Genomic DNA, 17,853 nt, shown 5'->3' with positions numbered 1-17,853 from the left:
CCTATTTCTTTAGCTCGTTTAAGAAGCTTGTTCCGTATTCTGGCATTTTCACACCGAAGTTTTCTGCTACTGTTGCACCAATATCAGCAAATGTTTGACGAAGTGGTAATTCTTGTCCGCCTTCTTTCATGCTTGGGCTATATGCTAATAACGGTACATATTCACGTGTATGATCAGTACCAGGATGTACTGGATCATTACCGTGGTCTGCTGTAATTAATAATAGATCATCTTCTTTTAGTTTTTCGAATACTTCTGGAAGACGTGCATCATATTCTTGTAATGCTTCTCCGTATCCTTGTGGGTCACGACGGTGGCCGAATAATGCATCAAAGTCAACTAAGTTTAAGAAGCTAAGACCTGTAAAGTCCATATTTAATGTATCTACAAGCTTATCCATTCCATCCATATTAGACTTCGTACGAAGTGATTCAGTTACCCCTTCACCATCATAAATATCAGAAATTTTACCGATAGCAATTACATCATAGTCACTATCTTTTAATTCATTCATTACCGTACGGCCGAATGGTTTTAACGCATAGTCATGACGATTTGGTGTACGTGTGAATTTTCCAGGTTCTCCAACGAATGGACGAGCGATAACACGTCCTACCATGTACTTCTCATCTAACGTTAGTTCACGTGCAATTTTACAAATTTTATATAACTCATCAAGTGGCACTACTTCTTCGTGTGCTGCAATTTGTAGTACGCTATCTGCAGAAGTGTAAACGATTAAAGAGCCTGTTTCCATTTGCTCTTGACCAAGTTCGTCAAGAATCTCAGTTCCAGAAGCTGGCTTATTACCGATAATTTTACGGCCTGTTTTCTCTTCTAATTCATCAAGTAATTCTTTCGGGAATCCTTCAGGGAACACTTGGAATGGTGTATCAATATATAGGCCCATGATTTCCCAGTGACCTGTCATCGTATCTTTACCAGTAGATTTCTCTTGCATTTTTGTATAATATCCAAGCGGTTTCTCTACTTTAGAAATACCTTTCATTTCACGAATGTTACCAAGACCTAACTTCACCATGTTTGGCATTTGCAATCCATTCATATGTTCAGCAATGTGACCAATTGTGTCAGAACCTAAATCACCAAATTGCTCAGCATCCGGTGCTTCACCGATTCCCACAGAGTCCATTACGACTAGGAATATACGTTTATATTTATTCATAACTGCGACCTCCTATAAGTTCAGTTCTACTTCTTGTAGTATGTTCAAAACGCTATAAAGTGAAACTGTTATCGATAAGAATTCTCTTTCATTCTCATTGTCAAACAGTACTTCTTTAAATCCTTTTCTAACCTATTTCGTTTTACTTGAAACGACTGAAAAATATTTCTAGTTTTTTCTAAGTCAGATGTCAGACATCTGATATTGATATCATAACATGTTTACGCTTTCTTTTTAATACATTTTCGTAGAATTTCTTATTTTATTCACACTTCTATTGTAATCCATTCTACAAAGAAGTGCTAATCATTTTATGAATAATTTCCTAATATAAAAATAAAAAAGCAGCTCTAAAGAGCTGCTTTTTTATTTTACTTCTACTGTTTCTTCTTTATGTTCATGTAGTTCGCCTTTTCTTACATGAACTTTCACTTTGTAAGTACCATTTTCTTTAAATGTATGCTTAGTTACGTACTCGCCTTTATTTCCTTCTTTTGCTGGAATAAATTCATGTTTTTCAACGCCATCTTTCCAAATCTCAAGTTGTACTTCAGCGCCAGTTAATGCTTCTTCTTTTTGTTTCAAATGAACTTTCATTTCTGATTCAGCATTGGCTTTCAAATCTCCAGCCATAAGGTGAATCATTGTATCGCTCTTATGATCGCCGTGCCCTGCACCATGATCACTATTTTCTTTCTTTGCATCTTCTACTTTGGCATTTCCCACAGCCACTTTTTCTTCTTGCATAACATGCATTTCACGTGCATTTGTGTGAGGAATAATATGGTATACTCCATCAGTCTCAAATGTTTTCTCTACAGCATAAACACCTTTCCCTTTATGCTTACCATTTAACATTTCGTGCTTCTCGTCGCCATCTTTCCAAATTTCAAACTTCACATCAGCATCTGTTACCTTTTCTTTTCCTTGTGTAACAAGTGCTTGTACTTCTGTTTTTTCACCTGGTTTAATTTTTTTCGGATTCGTTTGAAAGGCTACTTTTACAGCCTCAATTTTCTGTTCTTTTTTCGGTTCTTCTTTGTTTGTATTACAGCCAGCCAGTGCTAGCATCGCGATAAATAATGTAATAATAAGTTTTTTCATCTTCATTTCCTCCTTCATACTTTCCTTAGTATAGAGGAAATACATTGTAATATTCTAGTCTTCTGCTGAAAACAATGTACGAAATGTTTGTGAAGTTTCTGTGAAGTGCTTTACTCTTCTCAATCTATGAAAAAAAGAGCATAATAACTATGCTCTCGGATGGAACTGTTTATATACATCTTTTAATCTAGTTTTTGAAACGTGTGTATAGATTTGCGTTGTTGAAATATCTGCATGTCCAAGCATTTCTTGTACAGCACGCAAATCTGCCCCGTTCTCTAATAAATGCGTAGCAAAAGAGTGACGCAACGTATGCGGTGTAAGCTCTTTTTCAATATTTGCTTCTTTCGCTAATCGCTTTAAAATTTTCCAAAACCCTTGTCTCGATAATCGATTACCATGGTGGTTTAAAAAGAGCGCATCTACTGCTTTTTTCCCCATCAATTCTCTTCTACCTTTTTCAATATACTTTTGAATCGCTTCCGTCGCTAAGCTTCCTAATGGAATAATTCTTTCTTTATTCCCTTTCCCAATGCAACGAACAAATCCCATTGTTAAATGTACATCTTCTAAATTTAATGCAATTAATTCTGAAACACGAAGTCCCGTTGCATACAATAACTCTAACATTGCTTTATCCCGAATCCCAAAAGCACTCGCCGCTTTCGGTGTTTGAAGTAACGCTTCTACTTCGTCGACAGATAATACTTTTGGTAATTTCCGTTCCCCTTGTGGCGTTTCAATATGTACCGATGGGTCGTGCTCCACCGCTCGTTCACGAAGTAAAAATTGGTGAAACGAACGAATCGATGCAATATGACGTGCCAATGTTTTTGAAGACTTCCCATTTTCTTTTAAATACTGCAAAAAGTTAACAATGTGTAGGCGTGTCACTTCATGAAATGTCTTCGTCTGTTCTACATTTTGCAAATACTTCACATAGCTTTTCAAATCACGTTCGTAAGATACAACTGTATTTTTCGCTAATCCTTTTTCAACAATCATATAATGAATAAAATCTTTTAATTGATCTTCCAATCTACACTACTCCCCATTTTCATAGAAAAACATCATTCTATTTACGAAAGCATCCTTTGCCGGCTCCTCATTCCCTGATACTTTTTCTACAGTCTCTTCTTTTGGCTTTTCATAACGATGGTAACTTTCATATTCTTCATTTATCCATAGTATAGCGAAATAAAACAAAATCGTACAACTCGTAAATAATAAAAATACTTTCATTCCATCAAAAGTTAATTTCAAAGCTCGGCGCATTGTAAATTCCTCCAAAATATAAGTTATTACAACATATGCCAAGCTTCCACCGATTTATACCTTATTCAAATAAAAAACCTCTTCCTAGTTAAATAGGAAAAGGTTATTTTTCATCCGTTTCATTTTCTTGACAATTTTTACAAATCCCATGGAATGTTAAACGATGATCTTTCACCTTAAAGCTCCAGTCTCGTTCTACTTTATTCTCCACTTCACCAAGTAAATCTTCTTGTATTTCTTGTACAGCACCGCATTGTGTACAGATTAAATGATGGTGGAAACGCTGTGCACCTTCTTGGCGTAAGTCATAGCGTGAAACACCGTCTCCGAAGTTAATCTTATCGACAACTTTTAACTCAGATAATAGCTCTAAAGTTCGATAGACGGTTGCTAATCCGATCTCTGGCGACTTTTCTTTTACAAGGAGGTATACATCTTCTGCGCTTAAATGATCTTCTTCATTTTCCAGCAGCACACGAACTGTTGCTTCACGTTGTGGTGTCAATTTATAGCTCGCTGCATGTAGTTGCTTCTTAATTCGTTCAATTCTTTCTTCCATTCGGTACTACTCCCTCCTCGCCACTCTTACACCATTATATCAGAAGAAGGGCTTCTGTCAAAAGAAAAAACAATAAAAACAAATTGATAATTATTCTCAAAAAGTATTTATTTTTTATTAATAGTTTCCACGACTTCTTTCATTAAAACTGGTGATGCATAGGCTTCGATGCTAGAAGCGATAGCTAATACTGCTCCAATCACGAGAAAAAAGCATGTATAACGAATTAATAACGGTAATAGTGGCTCAGTTATTCTCCGGATAAATTGGTGCCTAATCATTCTCAAAGAAAAGCTTGCAGCAATTGTTGTCATAACAAGAAACACTGGAATAATAATTAAATTTTGCGGCAATACAGATACAAATGCTAATAATAATCCATTCCATCCATGCTGACTTACTAAAAAACCTACTGTAAATCCAACAACTACTCCTTTTAAAAATAATAAGATAAAAATAAGTGGCAATCCAATAATGGAAATCCCTAAAATCCAAATAAAGCCAATATATTTTAATTGCGAAAAGTAACTTTCTCGAAACATTTCACCCGCAATAGCAAATTCGCCTTTAGAAACTTGTCCAAAAAAACGCTGTAAATAAAATGATAAATCTTGCTTTTGGTTTATTTGTAAACTATTCACAAGAATCGCTCCAAATATTACTCCCATCAATAATAAAACAGAGTTAAATATATATAGTGAAGAATTTTCCTGTATGTGAGACATTACACGGTCTTGCCAAGTTTTTCGCCACATTTTCCTTCCCTCCGTTCACACTCTTACTAAAAATGTATGTGAGAAAGAAAAAAAGTATGACGAATTAACATTGAAATTCCGCTCTACTTTGCTAAACTAAATAGTAGAGAATAGGAGGGATTTCTCTTGAAACCATTATTGTTAGATTTTCCAACATTATTTCAAACTGAGCGCTTGCAAGTACGTAAGCCGTTTCCAGGTGATGGTACAGAAGTGTATGAAGCAATCCAAGCTTCTCTAGAAGACTTATTACCGTGGATGCCAATTACAGCTGAAACAGAAGAAAGTGCTGAAGAAATTGTTCGCGAAGCTCACGGACAGTTTTTACTTCGTGAAACACTTGATTTCCACTTATACGATAAAGTATCTGGTACATTCATCGGAGCTATTACTCTTAAGCCTGAAAACTGGGATATTCCAAAGTTTTCACTTCACTTCTGGTTACATAGCGCTTATACAAAGCAAGGCTATATGACAGAAGCCGTTAAAGGGGCCATTCAATTTGCTTTTGATAAACTAGGTGCTAGAAGAATTGAAATTCGTACTGATGCAACAAATGTAAATGCATGTAGCTTAGCAGAACGTCTTGAATTTATTTTAGAGGGTACTATGGAAAATGATTTCCTAGCGCCAGACGGTAGCTTACGCGATGCACGTGTATATGCGAAAATTAATTAAAAAACACTCGCCTAAGGCGAGTGTTTTATTTTTGTAATTGTAAATATTGTACTGCAAACATCGTCTTCGCATCATGAATACGATGATTTTCCATAAGAGAAATTGCTTCTTCTAATGACACTTCCATTAATTCCATAAATTCATCTTCATCTAAAGCTGCTTTATTTTCTTTTTGTTTTAATCCTGTCGCTTTATATACATATAAAATCTCGTCTGCAAAACCAGGTGATGTATAGAAAGATGTGATAAATTCCATATTTTCACATACATATCCTGTTTCTTCTTCTAATTCACGAACTGCTGTTACCTCTGGCTTTTCCCCAGGTTCTAACTTCCCAGCTGGAATTTCCACAATTGCCTTTTCGAGAGCTTTACGATACTGCTCAACAAGTACAATTTTCCCCTCATCAGTAATAGCAATAATAGCAACTGCCCCAGGGTGATTTACGATTTCACGTTTACTCATTTCTCCATTTGGTAATACTACATCATCAACACGAACTTTTATAACTCTACCATCAAAAATCGGTTCAGTTTTTACTGTTCTTTCTGCAAGATTACTCATACTACTTCATCTCCCTGTTCTATTTCCTAATCGTTCTTCATACATTTTACCACATTGAAAGGAGCGTGATAGAAATGAAAATTTATATTTTACCAAATCGCGTCACTTTAGTCGGCAAAGCATGGCAAATTCGTCATAAACTAAAACAATATGGAAAAGAGTATACAACTGTGCAGGAGTGGATTACAGCAAACAAAAAGTAAACGTTTGTCAACCTTCTTCCCCTTTCGTACAATAAAGATAAGGAGGTTGACTTATGAAAAAACGTCAATTAGGAAAATCAGATTTATATGTTACGGAAATCGGATTTGGCTGTATGTCTCTCGGTACATCTGAAGTAGAAGCTATGCGTATTATCGATGAGGCAATCGATTTAGGAATTAACTTTTTTGATACAGCGGACTTATACGATTATGGATTAAATGAAGAATTTGTCGGCAAAGCTCTGAAAGGAAAACGAGATCAAATTGTTCTTACAACAAAGGTTGGAAATCGATGGACAGAAGAAAAAAACGGCTGGTCTTGGGATCCTTCTAAAGCTTACATAAAGGCCGAAGTAAAAGAAAGTTTACGTAGACTTCAAACAGATTATATTGATTTATATCAACTGCATGGCGGGACGATTGAAGATCCTATAGATGAAACTGTTGAAGCCTTTGAAGAATTAAAAAAAGAAGGTATTATTCGTCATTATGGTATCTCTTCTATACGTCCAAATGTCATCCGTGAGTATGCAAAACGTTCAAATATCGTTAGTGTATTAATGGAGTACAGCCTTTTAAATCGTCGCCCTGAAGAATGGTTCTCGCTGCTTAATGAACATCAAATTAGTGTCATCGCACGCGGACCACTTGCAAAAGGACTGTTAACTGACAGCAATGAAACGAAGATAGGAAAAGTGAAAGAAAAAGATTACCTCTCCTATTCTTATGATGAATTAAATACAGCATTAGCAAGTGTAAAAGAAATAATCGGGGGAAACTCTTTAACAGGAACAGCTATTCAATATTGCTTACATAATGAAACTGTTGCATCTGTTATACCTGGTGCAAGCTCTATTCAACAGTTGCAAGAAAATGTACATGCTGGTAAACAAACACCTTTAACAGAAGAAGAATATACACAACTTCAGCAAATTGTAAAATTTGATACATATGCTTTACATCGTTAAAAAGACGCTACCATACTGGTAGCGTCTTTTTATAACGTATCATATTTATCAGGATTCGTCCCTACATGTAAATTACGATCTAACGTATTAATTTGATTCATCTCTTCTTCAGTTAATGAGAAATCAAAAATAGTAAAGTTCTCTTCAATACGAGATGGCGTAACAGATTTAGGAATTGTCACAATCCCACTTTGAATATCCCATCTTAATATAACTTGCGCGGGTGTTTTTTCATATTTGTTAGCAATATCCTGAATAATTGGGTGCTCGAATACTTCCCCGCCCCTCATTAATGGACTCCATGCTTCCATTTGAATTTGTTCACTTTGACAGAAGTTATGCAATTCAAATTGCGCTAACATTGGATGAAGTTCCACTTGATTTACCATCGGCTTCACTTTGCAATTTGGTAATAATAGTTCTAAGTGATGTTTATGAAAATTAGAAACACCGATGGCACGTACTTTTCCTTCTTCATAAAGCTTCTCTAAAGCTCGGTATGTATCAACATACTTTCCTCTAATTGGCCAGTGGATTAAATATAAATCTACATAGTCCATTTGTAATTTCTTTAAGCTCTTTTCAAACGCCTCGAGTGTCTCCTCGTATCCTTGATCGTCGTTCCAAACTTTCGTTGTAATAAATAAGTCTTCTCGCGGGATTCCTGATTCACGAACCGCCTCTCCGACACCGCTTTCATTTTCATATACAGTCGCTGTATCAATCGAACGGTATCCAACTTCTAACGCTTTTTTTACTGCTTGTTTTACTTCGTCGCCTTCTTTCGCTTTATAAACACCTAAGCCAATCATCGGCATTTTCACGCCATTATGAAGTGTAGTTGTTGGAATATGCACATTCGTTCTCCCCTTCAGTATTACATTTTTATAAACCACCACTTTATTTCAACAAGATTCACCCAAAAAGTCAAAACATACGTACAGTTTACATAATAATTTTATACACCTTATAAAAAATAACGTGAAATCAGTCATTCACGTTATTTTCTATCCATTCTTTTGCTTTTTCATCAACATTACGTACAAACTCATCTTTTCCTTCTGTATACAGCGTGCCATCATATGTATATTTTTCGGCTAGTTCTTTCTTTAAAGTTGCATATGCCTCAGCTTCTTCACAATGAGCCATCATATAATCACGAAACGCTAAATGCCTTGTAATCTCAGAATTTCCTTTTTCAAATACGTGCAAGTGATACGAGCGTTTCTCCTCAGTTCCATGAATAAAAAAACGGCGACCTGAAATGCCATTTTCCCCTTTCACAATATAACCAAGCTCGTCAAATTGTTTATTCCAATGATCTACTCTTTCAATACTATCTACTTCCATTATCATATCAATGATTGGCTTAGCCGCAAGTCCTGGCACTGATGTACTGCCAATATGATAAATTTTCACCGTTTCTGGCATCGCCAGCTTTAATCTTTCGGCTTCCATTTGGAATTTCTCACTCCAATGATTTTCGTACGGAACGACTACAATTTTTCTCATTTTAATTCCCCTTTTCTTACAAACTCGTCAAAAAAATGATCAGTGATATTTCACTGATCATTTTTTTATTATTTAAAGTCTTTCCAAGTAAGATTACTTTCACTTAACAGTTCTTCAAATGATTTATTCTTTTCACGTTCTTTTTGCTCTTTACGCTTTCTCTCTTGCTCAGCTGCCTCTTTTTCCTCTTTTCTCACTTGTAACTCTTTTTTCTTATTCTTTAATTGTTGCATGAGTGATTCATTCAATTGATCACCTAATGTAAGTGATTCTTTCTCTGGTTTATTCATTTGAGATTGTCTTTGCATTTGTCTTTGTTTCTTTTTCTTCATGCTGCTCACCTTTTACTTTTTTCTCCATTATAGAGGATACACGGTGAAATCGACAATAAAAAAGGTACATTACTCACGCATTCTCTATTATTCATATTTTGTAAATTTGTTAATTTTTCGAAAAAACTAAAAAATATTATAGATATAATCCTATTAATCTATTAAAATTATGTCGTATGATGTCAGATTATAAAAAAGGAGAATTTAATCATGTGGAAAAAAATTATTCCTGCTGTCGCTATTTTAAGTACCATGACTTTTTCAAACGTATTCGCTGCTCCTCCATCTCAGACTCCTGCTGAACAAAACCGATACATAGACGTACAAATGCTTGGTATTAATGATTTCCATGGACAACTAGACACTGTAAAAAAAATTAACAACAAAGACGCTGGTGGCGCTGATTACTTAGCCACTTATTTAAAAGAACGTAAAAAACAAAATCCAAATACACTTCTTGTGCATGCTGGAGATATTGTCGGTGCTAGCCCACCACTTTCAGCTTTATTACAAGACGAACCAACTATTGAATTTTTAAATGACTTAAAGTTTGATGTTGGTACAATTGGAAATCATGAATTCGATGAAGGTATCGATGAAATGAAACGCCTCATTTACGGTGGATATCACGAAAAAACTGGAAACTTCAAAGGAGCAAATTTCCCTTATGTCGCTGCAAACTTCTATAATAAATCAACTGGCCGCTTATTTTTACCACCATTTACTGTAAAAATGGTTGATGGAGTTCCTGTGGGATTCATTGGGGTTGTTACAACGGATACACCAAATGTCGTTATGCCTACTATGCTAAAAAATGTACAAATTACTGATGAAGTAGAAGCTATTAATAAATCCACACAACAATTAAAGCGTCTCGGCGTTAAATCTATCGTAGTCCTTGCACATGTTGGAGGCACAACTGATGACACTGGTGTAACAAATGGTGATCTTGCCCGTATTGCAAATGAAACAGACCCTGAAGTTGATGTTATTTTCGGTGGACATAGTCATACGTATGTAAATGGTACTGTAAATAATAAACTTATTGTACAAGCTAATTCTTACGGAACAGCTTTCTCAGACGTAGATGTAACAATTGATAGAAAAACAAAAGATATTGTTAAGAAAAAAGCTGAAGTTATTACAACATACCATGAAGGTGTAGAGCCTGATAAACAAGTAAAACAAAAATTAGATCAATATAAAGAGAAAATTGCACCGCTTGTAAATGAAGTTGTAGGAAAATCCACAGCACCTATCGACCGTAAACAAAACGATGCTGGTGAGTCTACTCTTGGAAATTTAATTGCCGATGCACAGCGCCAAACAATGCAAGCACAAATCGCTCTTATGAATCCTGGTGGCATTCGTAACGATCTAGACGCTGGAGATATTACATGGGGCGAATTATATGGGATTCAACCTTTCGGAAATCAATTAATTAAAGTAGATTTAACGGGTCAAGATATTCGTGATATTTTAAATCAACAATGGCAAAAAGGAGCTACAAGAATGCTCCAGATTTCAGGTATTCAATACAATTGGGATGCAAATAAACCGAACGGTGAAAAGGTAACTAATATCCGTTTAACTAATGGTGAAGAATTAGTTTCCTCTAAAACGTATAGCGTAGTTGCAAATGCCTTCTTAGCATCCGGCGGTGATGGATTCGTATCCTTTAAAAATGGAAAAAATGCTGAAACTGGTCCAAACGATTTTGAAGCGTTAGTCGATTATGTAAAACAATTAAAAGAACCAATTCAGCCAATTATTGATGGACGTATTCAAAAAATCAACTAAATATTAATCAAACTAGTGCGTGACACTCGAAAGAAGTAGCTCCTTTTATATGCAAGGGGCTTCTTCTTGTATGTCGTATTCTTCTAGCCCAGTAATAGATAAGCGCATAGCCCCTTATTTCCTCGTAGTATACAGAAAACTATACTGAGAGGGTTCATATGTATTTCCAGACAGACAATTACGATGCTTTATATCGACAAAACGACAAACCTATTCGTAGTATTGAGAAAGCAATTAATGAACGAAATCAGATTCTTGAAATTCGGCAAGATGAAATAAAACATTTCCACCAATTTGTACAAATTCACACCCTTTTAACTGGTAAAAACCCTCAGCCTCAGATCACTGAAGAATGCCCAACTCTTTATTTGAACGGATTAGAATTCGCTATACAAGATGCACAACGCTCTGTTGATTTTTACCTAGAAATTGCAGACGAAGAGACAAATCAGCAAATAAAAGAAGCATTTCGACGCGCAGCTGCTGATGAACAAAATCATGCTGTTTAGTTTCCATATTACTTTTCAAAGCACAAATAAAATAAGTTAAAAAGGATACACGCTCTTATATGGAACATAGTATCCTTTCTTTTATTTCTCTCGATATGATTCACGTCTATTTAAAGAATCTATACTTTCTCCAATCGTCACATTCTCCCTCCTCTCTTAATTGCCTAAGCTTGAAATCTAACCAGTATGTTATGATACAATGATTTTCTAGCAGTATATGCAAAAGAAAGAGCCTGTGCGATTCATACCATTTAAGAAAAGGAGGTTTACATATGCTTTTTCGTAGCCATACCCCTCGGTTTTATAACGAAAAGAAGCAATTAATCCCTAACAGTATCGCTACGATAGAAAGCGTTATGATTAATGATCGGAAACAATCTCTCCTTATACGCGGGCAAAATGTGGAACAGCCTATTTTATTATGCTGTCACGGCGGACCTGGTATGGCTCAAATCGGCTTTATTCGACATTTTCAGAAAGAGTTAGAAAAGCATTTTATTGTGATTAATTGGGACCAACGTGGGGCAGGAAAATCCTTTTTATGGCGGGATATCCAATCAAACTTTACGATTAATCAATTTGTTTCAGATGCAAAAGAAGTCATCCAATATCTTCTTAAAAGGTTCAATAAGCAAAAATTATTTCTCGCTGGTCATTCTTGGGGGAGTATTATCGGACTGAAAATCGCTAGTCAATGTCCGGAATATATAGAGGCTTATATCGGCATCGGTCAAATCGTACATATGAAGAAAAATGAGGAATTACTATTCCAACATTTAATTAACTCGGCAAAAAAACATGACCATAAAAAAGCACTAGCTTCTCTTTTAAAATTAGGTAAACCACCCTTTTTAGATACGAGACGTCTCATTATTCAAAGAAAGTGGCTTGGTACATTTGGAGGAGCAATACAAAACGGATCTTCCTTTTCTTTCATACGAAAAGGTTTCTTTTCTCCTGAATATACGCTGTTAGATTGGTTCAAGTTTCTCACAGGAAATTTAAAGTCCGGGGTTTTATGGGAAGAGATGCTGACAATCGATTTCTTTTCGTCTATTTCAAGTTTATCCGTTCCTGTTTATTTTTGTTCCGGTCGCTATGATTATCAAACTCCTTATGCACTCGTTCAACAATATTGCGATATCATTCAAGCTCCTATTAAAAAGATGATTTGGTTTCCAAACTCGGCGCATTCTCCAGATTTAGAAGAGCCTGAACTATTCGCCAAATCTTTACAATCAATTAAACAAGAGCTATCTTTTCAACATAAATAACAAATGGCTCTTTTACATTTCATAAAAAACATTTTATAATAATATGTCGCAAGCAAATAACATACTTCGTATTTGCTTGCCTTAACAGAATAAAAATTAGGAGACTACATTTATTATGAACGCTGTACTCATCGCAGTAGCAGTCATGCTATTGCTTAGTTTGTTACGTGTCCAAGTCATTGTCGCCATTATTGTTGGAGCTTTAACAGGCGGACTTATCGGCGGACTTGGTATTTCAGAAACAATTAGCACTTTTACAACCGGTCTCGGAAACAGTGCTCCTATCGCATTAAGCTACGCAATGCTCGGTGGATTTGCTATTTCCCTTTCAAAAACAGGGCTTCCCGATGCAATGATCCAATCAGCCTTAAAATGGATTGGCAACGAACAAGACACGAAAAAACAAGTCTATTCTAAAATACTTATATTATTTATTATTTTAACAATGGCTTGTTTCTCACAAAATATTATCCCTGTTCATATCGCCTTCATCCCGATCTTAATTCCAGCACTTTTAAAAATATTAAATGAACTGAAGGTGGATCGTAGGCTTGTAACATGTCTTATTACATTTGGATTGATTACCCCTTACATGTGGGTCCCAGCAGGGTTCGGAAAAATTTATCATGACGTATTGCAAACAAATGCTGCGCAAAGTGGTCTTACATTTGATGTCGCACTTATTCCAAAAGCAATGACTATTCCAGCAATCGGTATGATTATCGGATTATGTGTAGCGGTTTTCATTACATACCGAAAACCACGTACGTATGAAATAGAACACGTTCATGCTGCACAGAATGAAATCGTTCCCTATACGAAAAGAAGCATCACTTTTGGCTTATTATCAATAATCGCTACATTAACTGTTCAATTAGCAACAGAATCAATGATCTTCGGTGCTTTAGCAGGGATTATCGTCTTATCAGTTAGCGGTAGTCTTCCTCTTAAAGAAGCCGATGCTATTTTAACGAGCGGAATGCGTATGATGTCCTTTATCGGATTTGTTATGATTTCTGCCGCTGGATTTGGCGCTGTTCTTCGAAAAACTGGACACGTTGAATCTCTTGTGCAAACGAGTGCGCATATAATCGGAAATAGTAAACCGCTGGCTGCATTTCTTATGCTCGTTATTGGACTTCTCGTGACGATGGGAATTGGTTCATCTTTCTCAACCATCCCAATCTTAACAACAATTTTCGTGCCGTTATGCATCCAGCTCGGATTTAGCCCGATGGCAACAATCGCAATTATCGGGACAGCTGGTGCACTAGGTGACGCAGGATCTCCAGCATCAGATAGTACACTTGGACCAACTTCCGGTTTAAATGCTGACGGTCAGCATCACCATATATGGGATACATGTGTTCCAACTTTTCTACACTATAATATACCGTTACTTATATTCGGCTTTATTGCCGCAATTACACTATAAAAGGTGCGTTTTAAAAACGCACCTTTTACTTTGTTGTTTCTCTCTCAATGAATCTACATTCTGTTTTTACTTCTTCTTGTTCCACTTTCTTCTCTTTTATTTTTCCAATTAACTGCTGAAAAGCTATTTTTCCATTTTCTTCGATATGGCTTCCAATCGTCGTTAACGATGGACTTATCCATTCCCCCTCTACACTCCCATTAAATCCAATGATTTGCAACTTACCTGGTATATGAATATTAAGAGTTTTCGCCGCCCTGATTAGCTCAATAGCGACCTTGTCACTCGAAGCTACAATCCCATCTATGTACGGATGCTTTTGCAATATTTCAAGAAACTGTTGATTCGTATACCCTTGTACAATTTCCTCTCGATAAGAAAGTCCTTCTTTCCAAGCAGTGTCTAAAAATCCTGCCACATGCTCTTCCATTTCTTCACTCTCTACCCCCTCACCAATATAAGCAAGAAACTGACAGCCTTTCTCTTTTAATAAAGAAACAGCCTTCTGCCCACTTTCATAATAGCTCATAAGAGATTGCCTTTCCTCAAGCACAACGAAAGGAAGTGATATTCCTCCTATATTTCGAAAAACAGATTCCGTCATTATAACGCCTGCAATGTTATTTTGCATAAACATATCTATGTATCTATTCTTATTTTCTATATTACAAACTACTACTTGATATCCTTCTTTATATGCTATTTCCTCAACGAAACGCAGCAAAGTGATGTATGATGGATTATGCAAATTATCTACAAGTAATGCAATCATCGTTGAAGGCTGTTTAAATAAAGGCTTTGCTACAGCATTCGGCCTATAATGTAATTCTTCAATTGCTTTTTTTACTTGTTTCACCGTATCTTCATGGACATATCCTTTTTCGTTAATTACTCTTGAAACAGTCGCGACTGAAACACCGGCCAATTTTGCAACATCACGTATAGTTGCCACATCGTCACCCCTTAATATGGTAATAGATTACAATTTTAAACTAAACCAAAATATAACATTCGTCAAGGTTATTGTTTTATATTTCTGAAAATTGTTACATAACTTCCACTTTACTCACAAAATATACTCCAGCTGAATTTCATGTGAAATCGCGATATTATCATAACCAATAAACGGAATTTCTTTCTTTATTTTTCGTGCTTCCTTTACCGCATTAATATATAAGTTCGTCATCATAAAGTTACGTTTCTGATAAAAACGAAGTGCGTTCATATTATCATTCGTCGTAATGAGCCATACTTTTTTACATCCATTCTCCCTTGCTATTTGCAATACACAATCCACCAGTTTTGTACCAATCCCCTTTCCTTCTTCAAGACTATCTAACGATACAATTTCACACATATTTTCTGTCACTTCACAAGTTATAATTCCCACTATTCTGTCATTTTTAAGTGCAACAAAACCAGGTAATTTTTCCAATCGATGCACTCTGCCCCGTGAGACCATCATTGAGCTTCCCCAGTTTTCACACATAAAATCCTGAATTGTTTCTTTCATTTCTGGTGTAATTTTTTGTATATGAACCATACACGATTTCTCCCCTTTTTATATCATTGTGATACAATGTAAGTGTATCATATGTAGAGGTATTTGGAGGATGAGGTAAAGTATGAAACGTTTTTTTACAGCATTGTTTACTATACTAGGTGCACTAACTGCTATTGGGATTTTCTTTACAAATAAAGTTATGTACTTGAAGAAAAAAACAGAGGAAGAAGTTTTAGAACGCGAAACGAAAAAACATTTTCATTTGGACGATTTTAATGCTATTCAAAAAGAAGAAATTCACATCCCTTCTCAATTTGGATACGAACTTCACGGATATTACATGCCCGCTGGACATTCCAATAAATTTATGATTTTTTGCCACGGTGTGACTGTAAATAAAATGAATTCCGTTAAGTATGCAAACTTATTTTTGAGTAGAGGATATAACGTATTTATTTATGATCATCGTCGCCATGGTAAAACAGGTGGCAAAACGACAAGCTATGGCTATTATGAAAAACATGATTTAAAATCAGTAGTTGACTGGCTAAAAGGTCGTTTCGGAACGAATATTACACTTGGAATTCATGGTGAATCTATGGGTGCTGCAACCCTTCTTCAATATGCAGGACTTGTAGAAGATGGTGCCGATTTTTATATTGCTGATTGTCCTTTCTCTGATTTTTACGGACAATTACAACATCGTTTAAAGGTTGAATTTCATTTGCCAAAATGGCCTTTATTACCTTTAGCAAATGCCTTTTTAAAAGTTCGTGACGGCTATACAATTCGTGAAGTTTCACCAATTGATTGCATAAAAAATATTAACAATCCTGTTCTCTTTATTCATAGTAAAGATGATGACTATATTTTAGCTGATATGACGAAATCACTTTATGAAGCAAAAGAGAATAATAAACAACTTTATATTGCAGAACATGGTGCACACGCTTGCTCTTATAATGAAAATAAAGAAGAGTACGAAGCTGCCATTGACAAATTTTTAAACACATATGTAAAAGAAACAAAAAACAGGCTTGCATAAGCCTGTTTTTTACTGAGCTAAAACGTCTGTAACTTGTTCCATATTTTCAGAAATCCACTTTACTGCCTCATCTAGCGTTGGGAATTCCGTCGTTTGAAAGGTCACCTCATCTTGAAGTAACCAAACATCTTTCGGTTCTTGTCCTACACCTGCGATTGACCAATGAAGTAAACTATATGGATGATTATCATTCAAAAATGATGCCCACGTGCGCTCATTTGCAATATTTTGTAATGTTCGTAATTGTTTATCCATCTTTCGTCACCTTACTCTAATCAGTTATAAAAGCTATTATAACATTCCCTCTTCTTCCGCACAAAGAACTCTTTTTTATTGTCAAGTCCTCCCCCTGATTATATGATGAGATTAAGCGTTTGGAAAGGAGGGATAACGTTGGCAAAAGTACAAATTAAAGTAAATGATAATGGCTCTTTTCGCGTTACAGGGGACGTGGAATTAGTCGATTCACAAGGGAATGTATTCCCAGCAAAACCGGCATTTTCTTTATGTCGTTGTGGTCTATCAAAAAATATGCCTTATTGCGATGCTTCGCATAAAGGAAAATTCGAATCTGTTGTTAGAGCACCAGAGGCAGAATAATTTTGTAAAAAACATGCACATTTTTTGTGCATGTTTTTTCTTTCAATCAACGCCTGTACAAACCTTCCCATTACAACATTTCTATTACTTTTGACTCCATTCAAAGCAACATGTATTTTCACACAATTCTTCACATTCGAACATTTTCTACTATGCTTTTTTCTTTTTTGTGCTATAATGTGAGCAAACAACATCCTTCGGGGTCGGGTGAAATTCCCAACCGGCGGTGATGAAGCGAAAGCTTTTAAGTCCGTGACCCGTTTTCAACTCGAAAACGGTGGATCTAGTGAAACTCTAGGGCCGACAGTATAGTCTGGATGGGAGAAGGATATGTTTTCTAGTAATTATATATAGCGAATACACTTTTATTTCAGTATGCATATTTTTAAAGGTTCATTTTGAATCTTCATATATGTTTTATTTTGTATACTTATGTTTCTATACTGAAATAAAAAGATACGACTAGCGTTTGAAAAACTCGATATTGTGCTAGGCTTTTTCCTTATGCCAAAATATCAGTCATCGTTAGGTTTCTTTCCTATACTTTCG

Annotated in this window: 22 protein-coding genes and 1 riboswitch; of the genes, 9 read left to right on the top strand and 13 right to left on the bottom strand. The window is 35.7% G+C overall.

What is annotated here, in order from left to right; all coding sequences use genetic code 11:
- Position 1 precedes the first annotated feature (1 nt).
- The 6 genes from deoB to spoIIM all read right to left on the bottom strand — a co-directional run bounded on the left by deoB (position 2) and on the right by spoIIM (position 4,879).
- On the bottom strand, positions 2–1,186 hold the full coding sequence (gene deoB / locus BAU28_RS12675) for a phosphopentomutase (RefSeq protein WP_071718734.1): 1,185 nt from the start codon (positions 1,184–1,186) through the stop codon (positions 2–4).
- A gap of 366 nt (positions 1,187–1,552) precedes the next feature.
- Positions 1,553–2,290, bottom strand: a complete 738-nt coding sequence (locus tag BAU28_RS12670) for a FixH family protein (RefSeq protein WP_071718733.1) — start codon at positions 2,288–2,290, stop codon at positions 1,553–1,555.
- 147 nt (positions 2,291–2,437) lie between these two features.
- Positions 2,438–3,328, bottom strand: a complete 891-nt coding sequence (gene xerD / locus BAU28_RS12665; protein WP_002173319.1) for a site-specific tyrosine recombinase XerD — start codon at positions 3,326–3,328, stop codon at positions 2,438–2,440.
- Between the two features lie 6 nt (positions 3,329–3,334).
- Positions 3,335–3,565, bottom strand: coding sequence for a YqzK family protein (locus BAU28_RS12660; protein ID WP_001250436.1), 231 nt, complete (start codon positions 3,563–3,565; stop codon positions 3,335–3,337).
- Positions 3,566–3,668: 103 nt separating this feature from the next.
- Positions 3,669–4,124, bottom strand: a complete 456-nt coding sequence (fur, locus tag BAU28_RS12655; RefSeq protein WP_000392654.1) for a ferric iron uptake transcriptional regulator — start codon at positions 4,122–4,124, stop codon at positions 3,669–3,671.
- A 107-nt stretch (positions 4,125–4,231) separates the two neighbouring features.
- Positions 4,232–4,879: a stage II sporulation protein M gene (gene spoIIM / locus BAU28_RS12650; RefSeq protein ID WP_071718732.1), complete on the bottom strand. Its 648-nt coding sequence runs from the start codon at positions 4,877–4,879 to the stop codon at positions 4,232–4,234.
- 126 nt (positions 4,880–5,005) lie between these two features.
- Here spoIIM and BAU28_RS12645 point away from each other — a divergent pair, with 126 nt between their 5' ends.
- On the top strand, positions 5,006–5,557 hold the full coding sequence (locus BAU28_RS12645; RefSeq protein WP_002173321.1) for a GNAT family N-acetyltransferase: 552 nt from the start codon (positions 5,006–5,008) through the stop codon (positions 5,555–5,557).
- A 25-nt stretch (positions 5,558–5,582) separates the two neighbouring features.
- Here the strand turns inward: BAU28_RS12645 and BAU28_RS12640 are convergent, their stop codons facing one another.
- Positions 5,583–6,122 carry an NUDIX domain-containing protein gene (locus BAU28_RS12640; protein WP_071718731.1) on the bottom strand — a complete coding sequence of 180 codons (540 nt, stop codon included), beginning with the start codon at positions 6,120–6,122 and terminating at the stop codon, positions 5,583–5,585.
- A gap of 74 nt (positions 6,123–6,196) precedes the next feature.
- Between BAU28_RS12640 and mciZ the strand changes: the two genes are divergently transcribed.
- Together mciZ and BAU28_RS12630 are read left to right on the top strand one after the other, a co-directional pair.
- Complete coding sequence (mciZ, locus tag BAU28_RS12635) at positions 6,197–6,325, top strand: Z-ring formation inhibitor MciZ (RefSeq protein WP_002173323.1); 129 nt, start codon at positions 6,197–6,199, stop codon at positions 6,323–6,325.
- Positions 6,326–6,378: 53 nt separating this feature from the next.
- The gene (locus tag BAU28_RS12630) at positions 6,379–7,293 is read left to right on the top strand and encodes an aldo/keto reductase (protein ID WP_071718730.1); all 915 of its coding nucleotides are present in this window, start codon (positions 6,379–6,381) and stop codon (positions 7,291–7,293) included.
- A gap of 29 nt (positions 7,294–7,322) precedes the next feature.
- Here BAU28_RS12630 and BAU28_RS12625 read toward each other — a convergent pair whose 3' ends face one another.
- From BAU28_RS12625 to BAU28_RS12615, 3 genes are all read right to left on the bottom strand, one after another.
- Positions 7,323–8,150 carry an aldo/keto reductase gene (locus BAU28_RS12625; RefSeq protein WP_071718729.1) on the bottom strand — a complete coding sequence of 276 codons (828 nt, stop codon included), beginning with the start codon at positions 8,148–8,150 and terminating at the stop codon, positions 7,323–7,325.
- 130 nt (positions 8,151–8,280) lie between these two features.
- On the bottom strand, positions 8,281–8,805 hold the full coding sequence (locus BAU28_RS12620) for a GrpB family protein (protein ID WP_025150129.1): 525 nt from the start codon (positions 8,803–8,805) through the stop codon (positions 8,281–8,283).
- A 68-nt stretch (positions 8,806–8,873) separates the two neighbouring features.
- Positions 8,874–9,137 (bottom strand): YqkE family protein, encoded by a 264-nt coding sequence (locus tag BAU28_RS12615; protein ID WP_071718728.1) that lies wholly within the window; start codon positions 9,135–9,137, stop codon positions 8,874–8,876.
- A gap of 210 nt (positions 9,138–9,347) precedes the next feature.
- On the opposite strand from BAU28_RS12615, the gene BAU28_RS12610 reads away from it, so the two are divergent.
- The 4 genes from BAU28_RS12610 to BAU28_RS12595 all read left to right on the top strand — a co-directional run bounded on the left by BAU28_RS12610 (position 9,348) and on the right by BAU28_RS12595 (position 14,155).
- Positions 9,348–10,937, top strand: a complete 1,590-nt coding sequence (locus tag BAU28_RS12610) for a bifunctional metallophosphatase/5'-nucleotidase (protein ID WP_071718727.1) — start codon at positions 9,348–9,350, stop codon at positions 10,935–10,937.
- Positions 10,938–11,095: 158 nt separating this feature from the next.
- Positions 11,096–11,446: a ferritin family protein gene (locus BAU28_RS12605; protein ID WP_071718726.1), complete on the top strand. Its 351-nt coding sequence runs from the start codon at positions 11,096–11,098 to the stop codon at positions 11,444–11,446.
- A 272-nt stretch (positions 11,447–11,718) separates the two neighbouring features.
- Complete coding sequence (locus BAU28_RS12600; protein WP_071718725.1) at positions 11,719–12,720, top strand: alpha/beta fold hydrolase; 1,002 nt, start codon at positions 11,719–11,721, stop codon at positions 12,718–12,720.
- Between the two features lie 115 nt (positions 12,721–12,835).
- The gene (locus BAU28_RS12595; protein WP_071718724.1) at positions 12,836–14,155 is read left to right on the top strand and encodes a Na+/H+ antiporter family protein; all 1,320 of its coding nucleotides are present in this window, start codon (positions 12,836–12,838) and stop codon (positions 14,153–14,155) included.
- 25 nt (positions 14,156–14,180) lie between these two features.
- On the opposite strand, the gene BAU28_RS12590 is transcribed toward BAU28_RS12595, so the two are convergent.
- Together BAU28_RS12590 and BAU28_RS12585 are read right to left on the bottom strand one after the other, a co-directional pair.
- Complete coding sequence (locus BAU28_RS12590; protein ID WP_071718723.1) at positions 14,181–15,107, bottom strand: LacI family DNA-binding transcriptional regulator; 927 nt, start codon at positions 15,105–15,107, stop codon at positions 14,181–14,183.
- A gap of 114 nt (positions 15,108–15,221) precedes the next feature.
- A complete protein-coding gene (locus BAU28_RS12585) occupies positions 15,222–15,698 on the bottom strand; it encodes a GNAT family N-acetyltransferase (protein WP_071718722.1) in 477 nt (158 codons plus the stop codon).
- A gap of 82 nt (positions 15,699–15,780) precedes the next feature.
- Here BAU28_RS12585 and BAU28_RS12580 point away from each other — a divergent pair, with 82 nt between their 5' ends.
- Complete coding sequence (locus BAU28_RS12580) at positions 15,781–16,704, top strand: alpha/beta hydrolase (protein WP_025150122.1); 924 nt, start codon at positions 15,781–15,783, stop codon at positions 16,702–16,704.
- Between the two features lie 9 nt (positions 16,705–16,713).
- Here BAU28_RS12580 and BAU28_RS12575 read toward each other — a convergent pair whose 3' ends face one another.
- Positions 16,714–16,959 carry a DUF2552 family protein gene (locus BAU28_RS12575; protein ID WP_002173336.1) on the bottom strand — a complete coding sequence of 82 codons (246 nt, stop codon included), beginning with the start codon at positions 16,957–16,959 and terminating at the stop codon, positions 16,714–16,716.
- Between the two features lie 138 nt (positions 16,960–17,097).
- Here BAU28_RS12575 and BAU28_RS12570 point away from each other — a divergent pair, with 138 nt between their 5' ends.
- The gene (locus BAU28_RS12570; RefSeq protein WP_001151582.1) at positions 17,098–17,304 is read left to right on the top strand and encodes a CDGSH iron-sulfur domain-containing protein; all 207 of its coding nucleotides are present in this window, start codon (positions 17,098–17,100) and stop codon (positions 17,302–17,304) included.
- A 189-nt stretch (positions 17,305–17,493) separates the two neighbouring features.
- A riboswitch (FMN riboswitch) is annotated at positions 17,494–17,637 on the top strand.
- The last annotated feature ends 216 nt before the right edge of the window (positions 17,638–17,853 follow it).

The organism is Bacillus paramycoides, from assembly GCF_001884235.1.
Classification (GTDB): Bacteria; Bacillota; Bacilli; order Bacillales; family Bacillaceae_G; genus Bacillus_A; species Bacillus_A paramycoides.
Note: the sequence above shows the minus strand (reverse complement) of the source record. Positions and strands in the feature narration are given on the sequence as shown.

Bases quoted from the DNA above. Each gene is read 5' to 3' on its own strand.
- BAU28_RS12610 (WP_071718727.1), top strand. From the start codon at position 9,348: ATGTGGAAAAAAATTATTCCTGCTGTCGCTATTTTAAGTACCATGACT.
- BAU28_RS12575 (WP_002173336.1), bottom strand. From the start codon at position 16,959: ATGGATAAACAATTACGAACATTACAAAATATTGCAAATGAGCGCACG.
- BAU28_RS12615 (WP_071718728.1), bottom strand. From the start codon at position 9,137: ATGAAGAAAAAGAAACAAAGACAAATGCAAAGACAATCTCAAATGAAT.
- BAU28_RS12580 (WP_025150122.1), top strand. From the start codon at position 15,781: ATGAAACGTTTTTTTACAGCATTGTTTACTATACTAGGTGCACTAACT.
- fur (WP_000392654.1), bottom strand. From the start codon at position 4,124: ATGGAAGAAAGAATTGAACGAATTAAGAAGCAACTACATGCAGCGAGC.
- BAU28_RS12670 (WP_071718733.1), bottom strand. From the start codon at position 2,290: ATGAAAAAACTTATTATTACATTATTTATCGCGATGCTAGCACTGGCT.
- BAU28_RS12605 (WP_071718726.1), top strand. From the start codon at position 11,096: ATGTATTTCCAGACAGACAATTACGATGCTTTATATCGACAAAACGAC.
- BAU28_RS12630 (WP_071718730.1), top strand. From the start codon at position 6,379: ATGAAAAAACGTCAATTAGGAAAATCAGATTTATATGTTACGGAAATC.
- BAU28_RS12600 (WP_071718725.1), top strand. From the start codon at position 11,719: ATGCTTTTTCGTAGCCATACCCCTCGGTTTTATAACGAAAAGAAGCAA.
- BAU28_RS12595 (WP_071718724.1), top strand. From the start codon at position 12,836: ATGAACGCTGTACTCATCGCAGTAGCAGTCATGCTATTGCTTAGTTTG.
- BAU28_RS12620 (WP_025150129.1), bottom strand. From the start codon at position 8,805: ATGAGAAAAATTGTAGTCGTTCCGTACGAAAATCATTGGAGTGAGAAA.
- BAU28_RS12660 (WP_001250436.1), bottom strand. From the start codon at position 3,565: ATGCGCCGAGCTTTGAAATTAACTTTTGATGGAATGAAAGTATTTTTA.
- BAU28_RS12585 (WP_071718722.1), bottom strand. From the start codon at position 15,698: ATGGTTCATATACAAAAAATTACACCAGAAATGAAAGAAACAATTCAG.
- deoB (WP_071718734.1), bottom strand. From the start codon at position 1,186: ATGAATAAATATAAACGTATATTCCTAGTCGTAATGGACTCTGTGGGA.
- mciZ (WP_002173323.1), top strand. From the start codon at position 6,197: ATGAAAATTTATATTTTACCAAATCGCGTCACTTTAGTCGGCAAAGCA.
- BAU28_RS12640 (WP_071718731.1), bottom strand. From the start codon at position 6,122: ATGAGTAATCTTGCAGAAAGAACAGTAAAAACTGAACCGATTTTTGAT.
- spoIIM (WP_071718732.1), bottom strand. From the start codon at position 4,879: ATGTGGCGAAAAACTTGGCAAGACCGTGTAATGTCTCACATACAGGAA.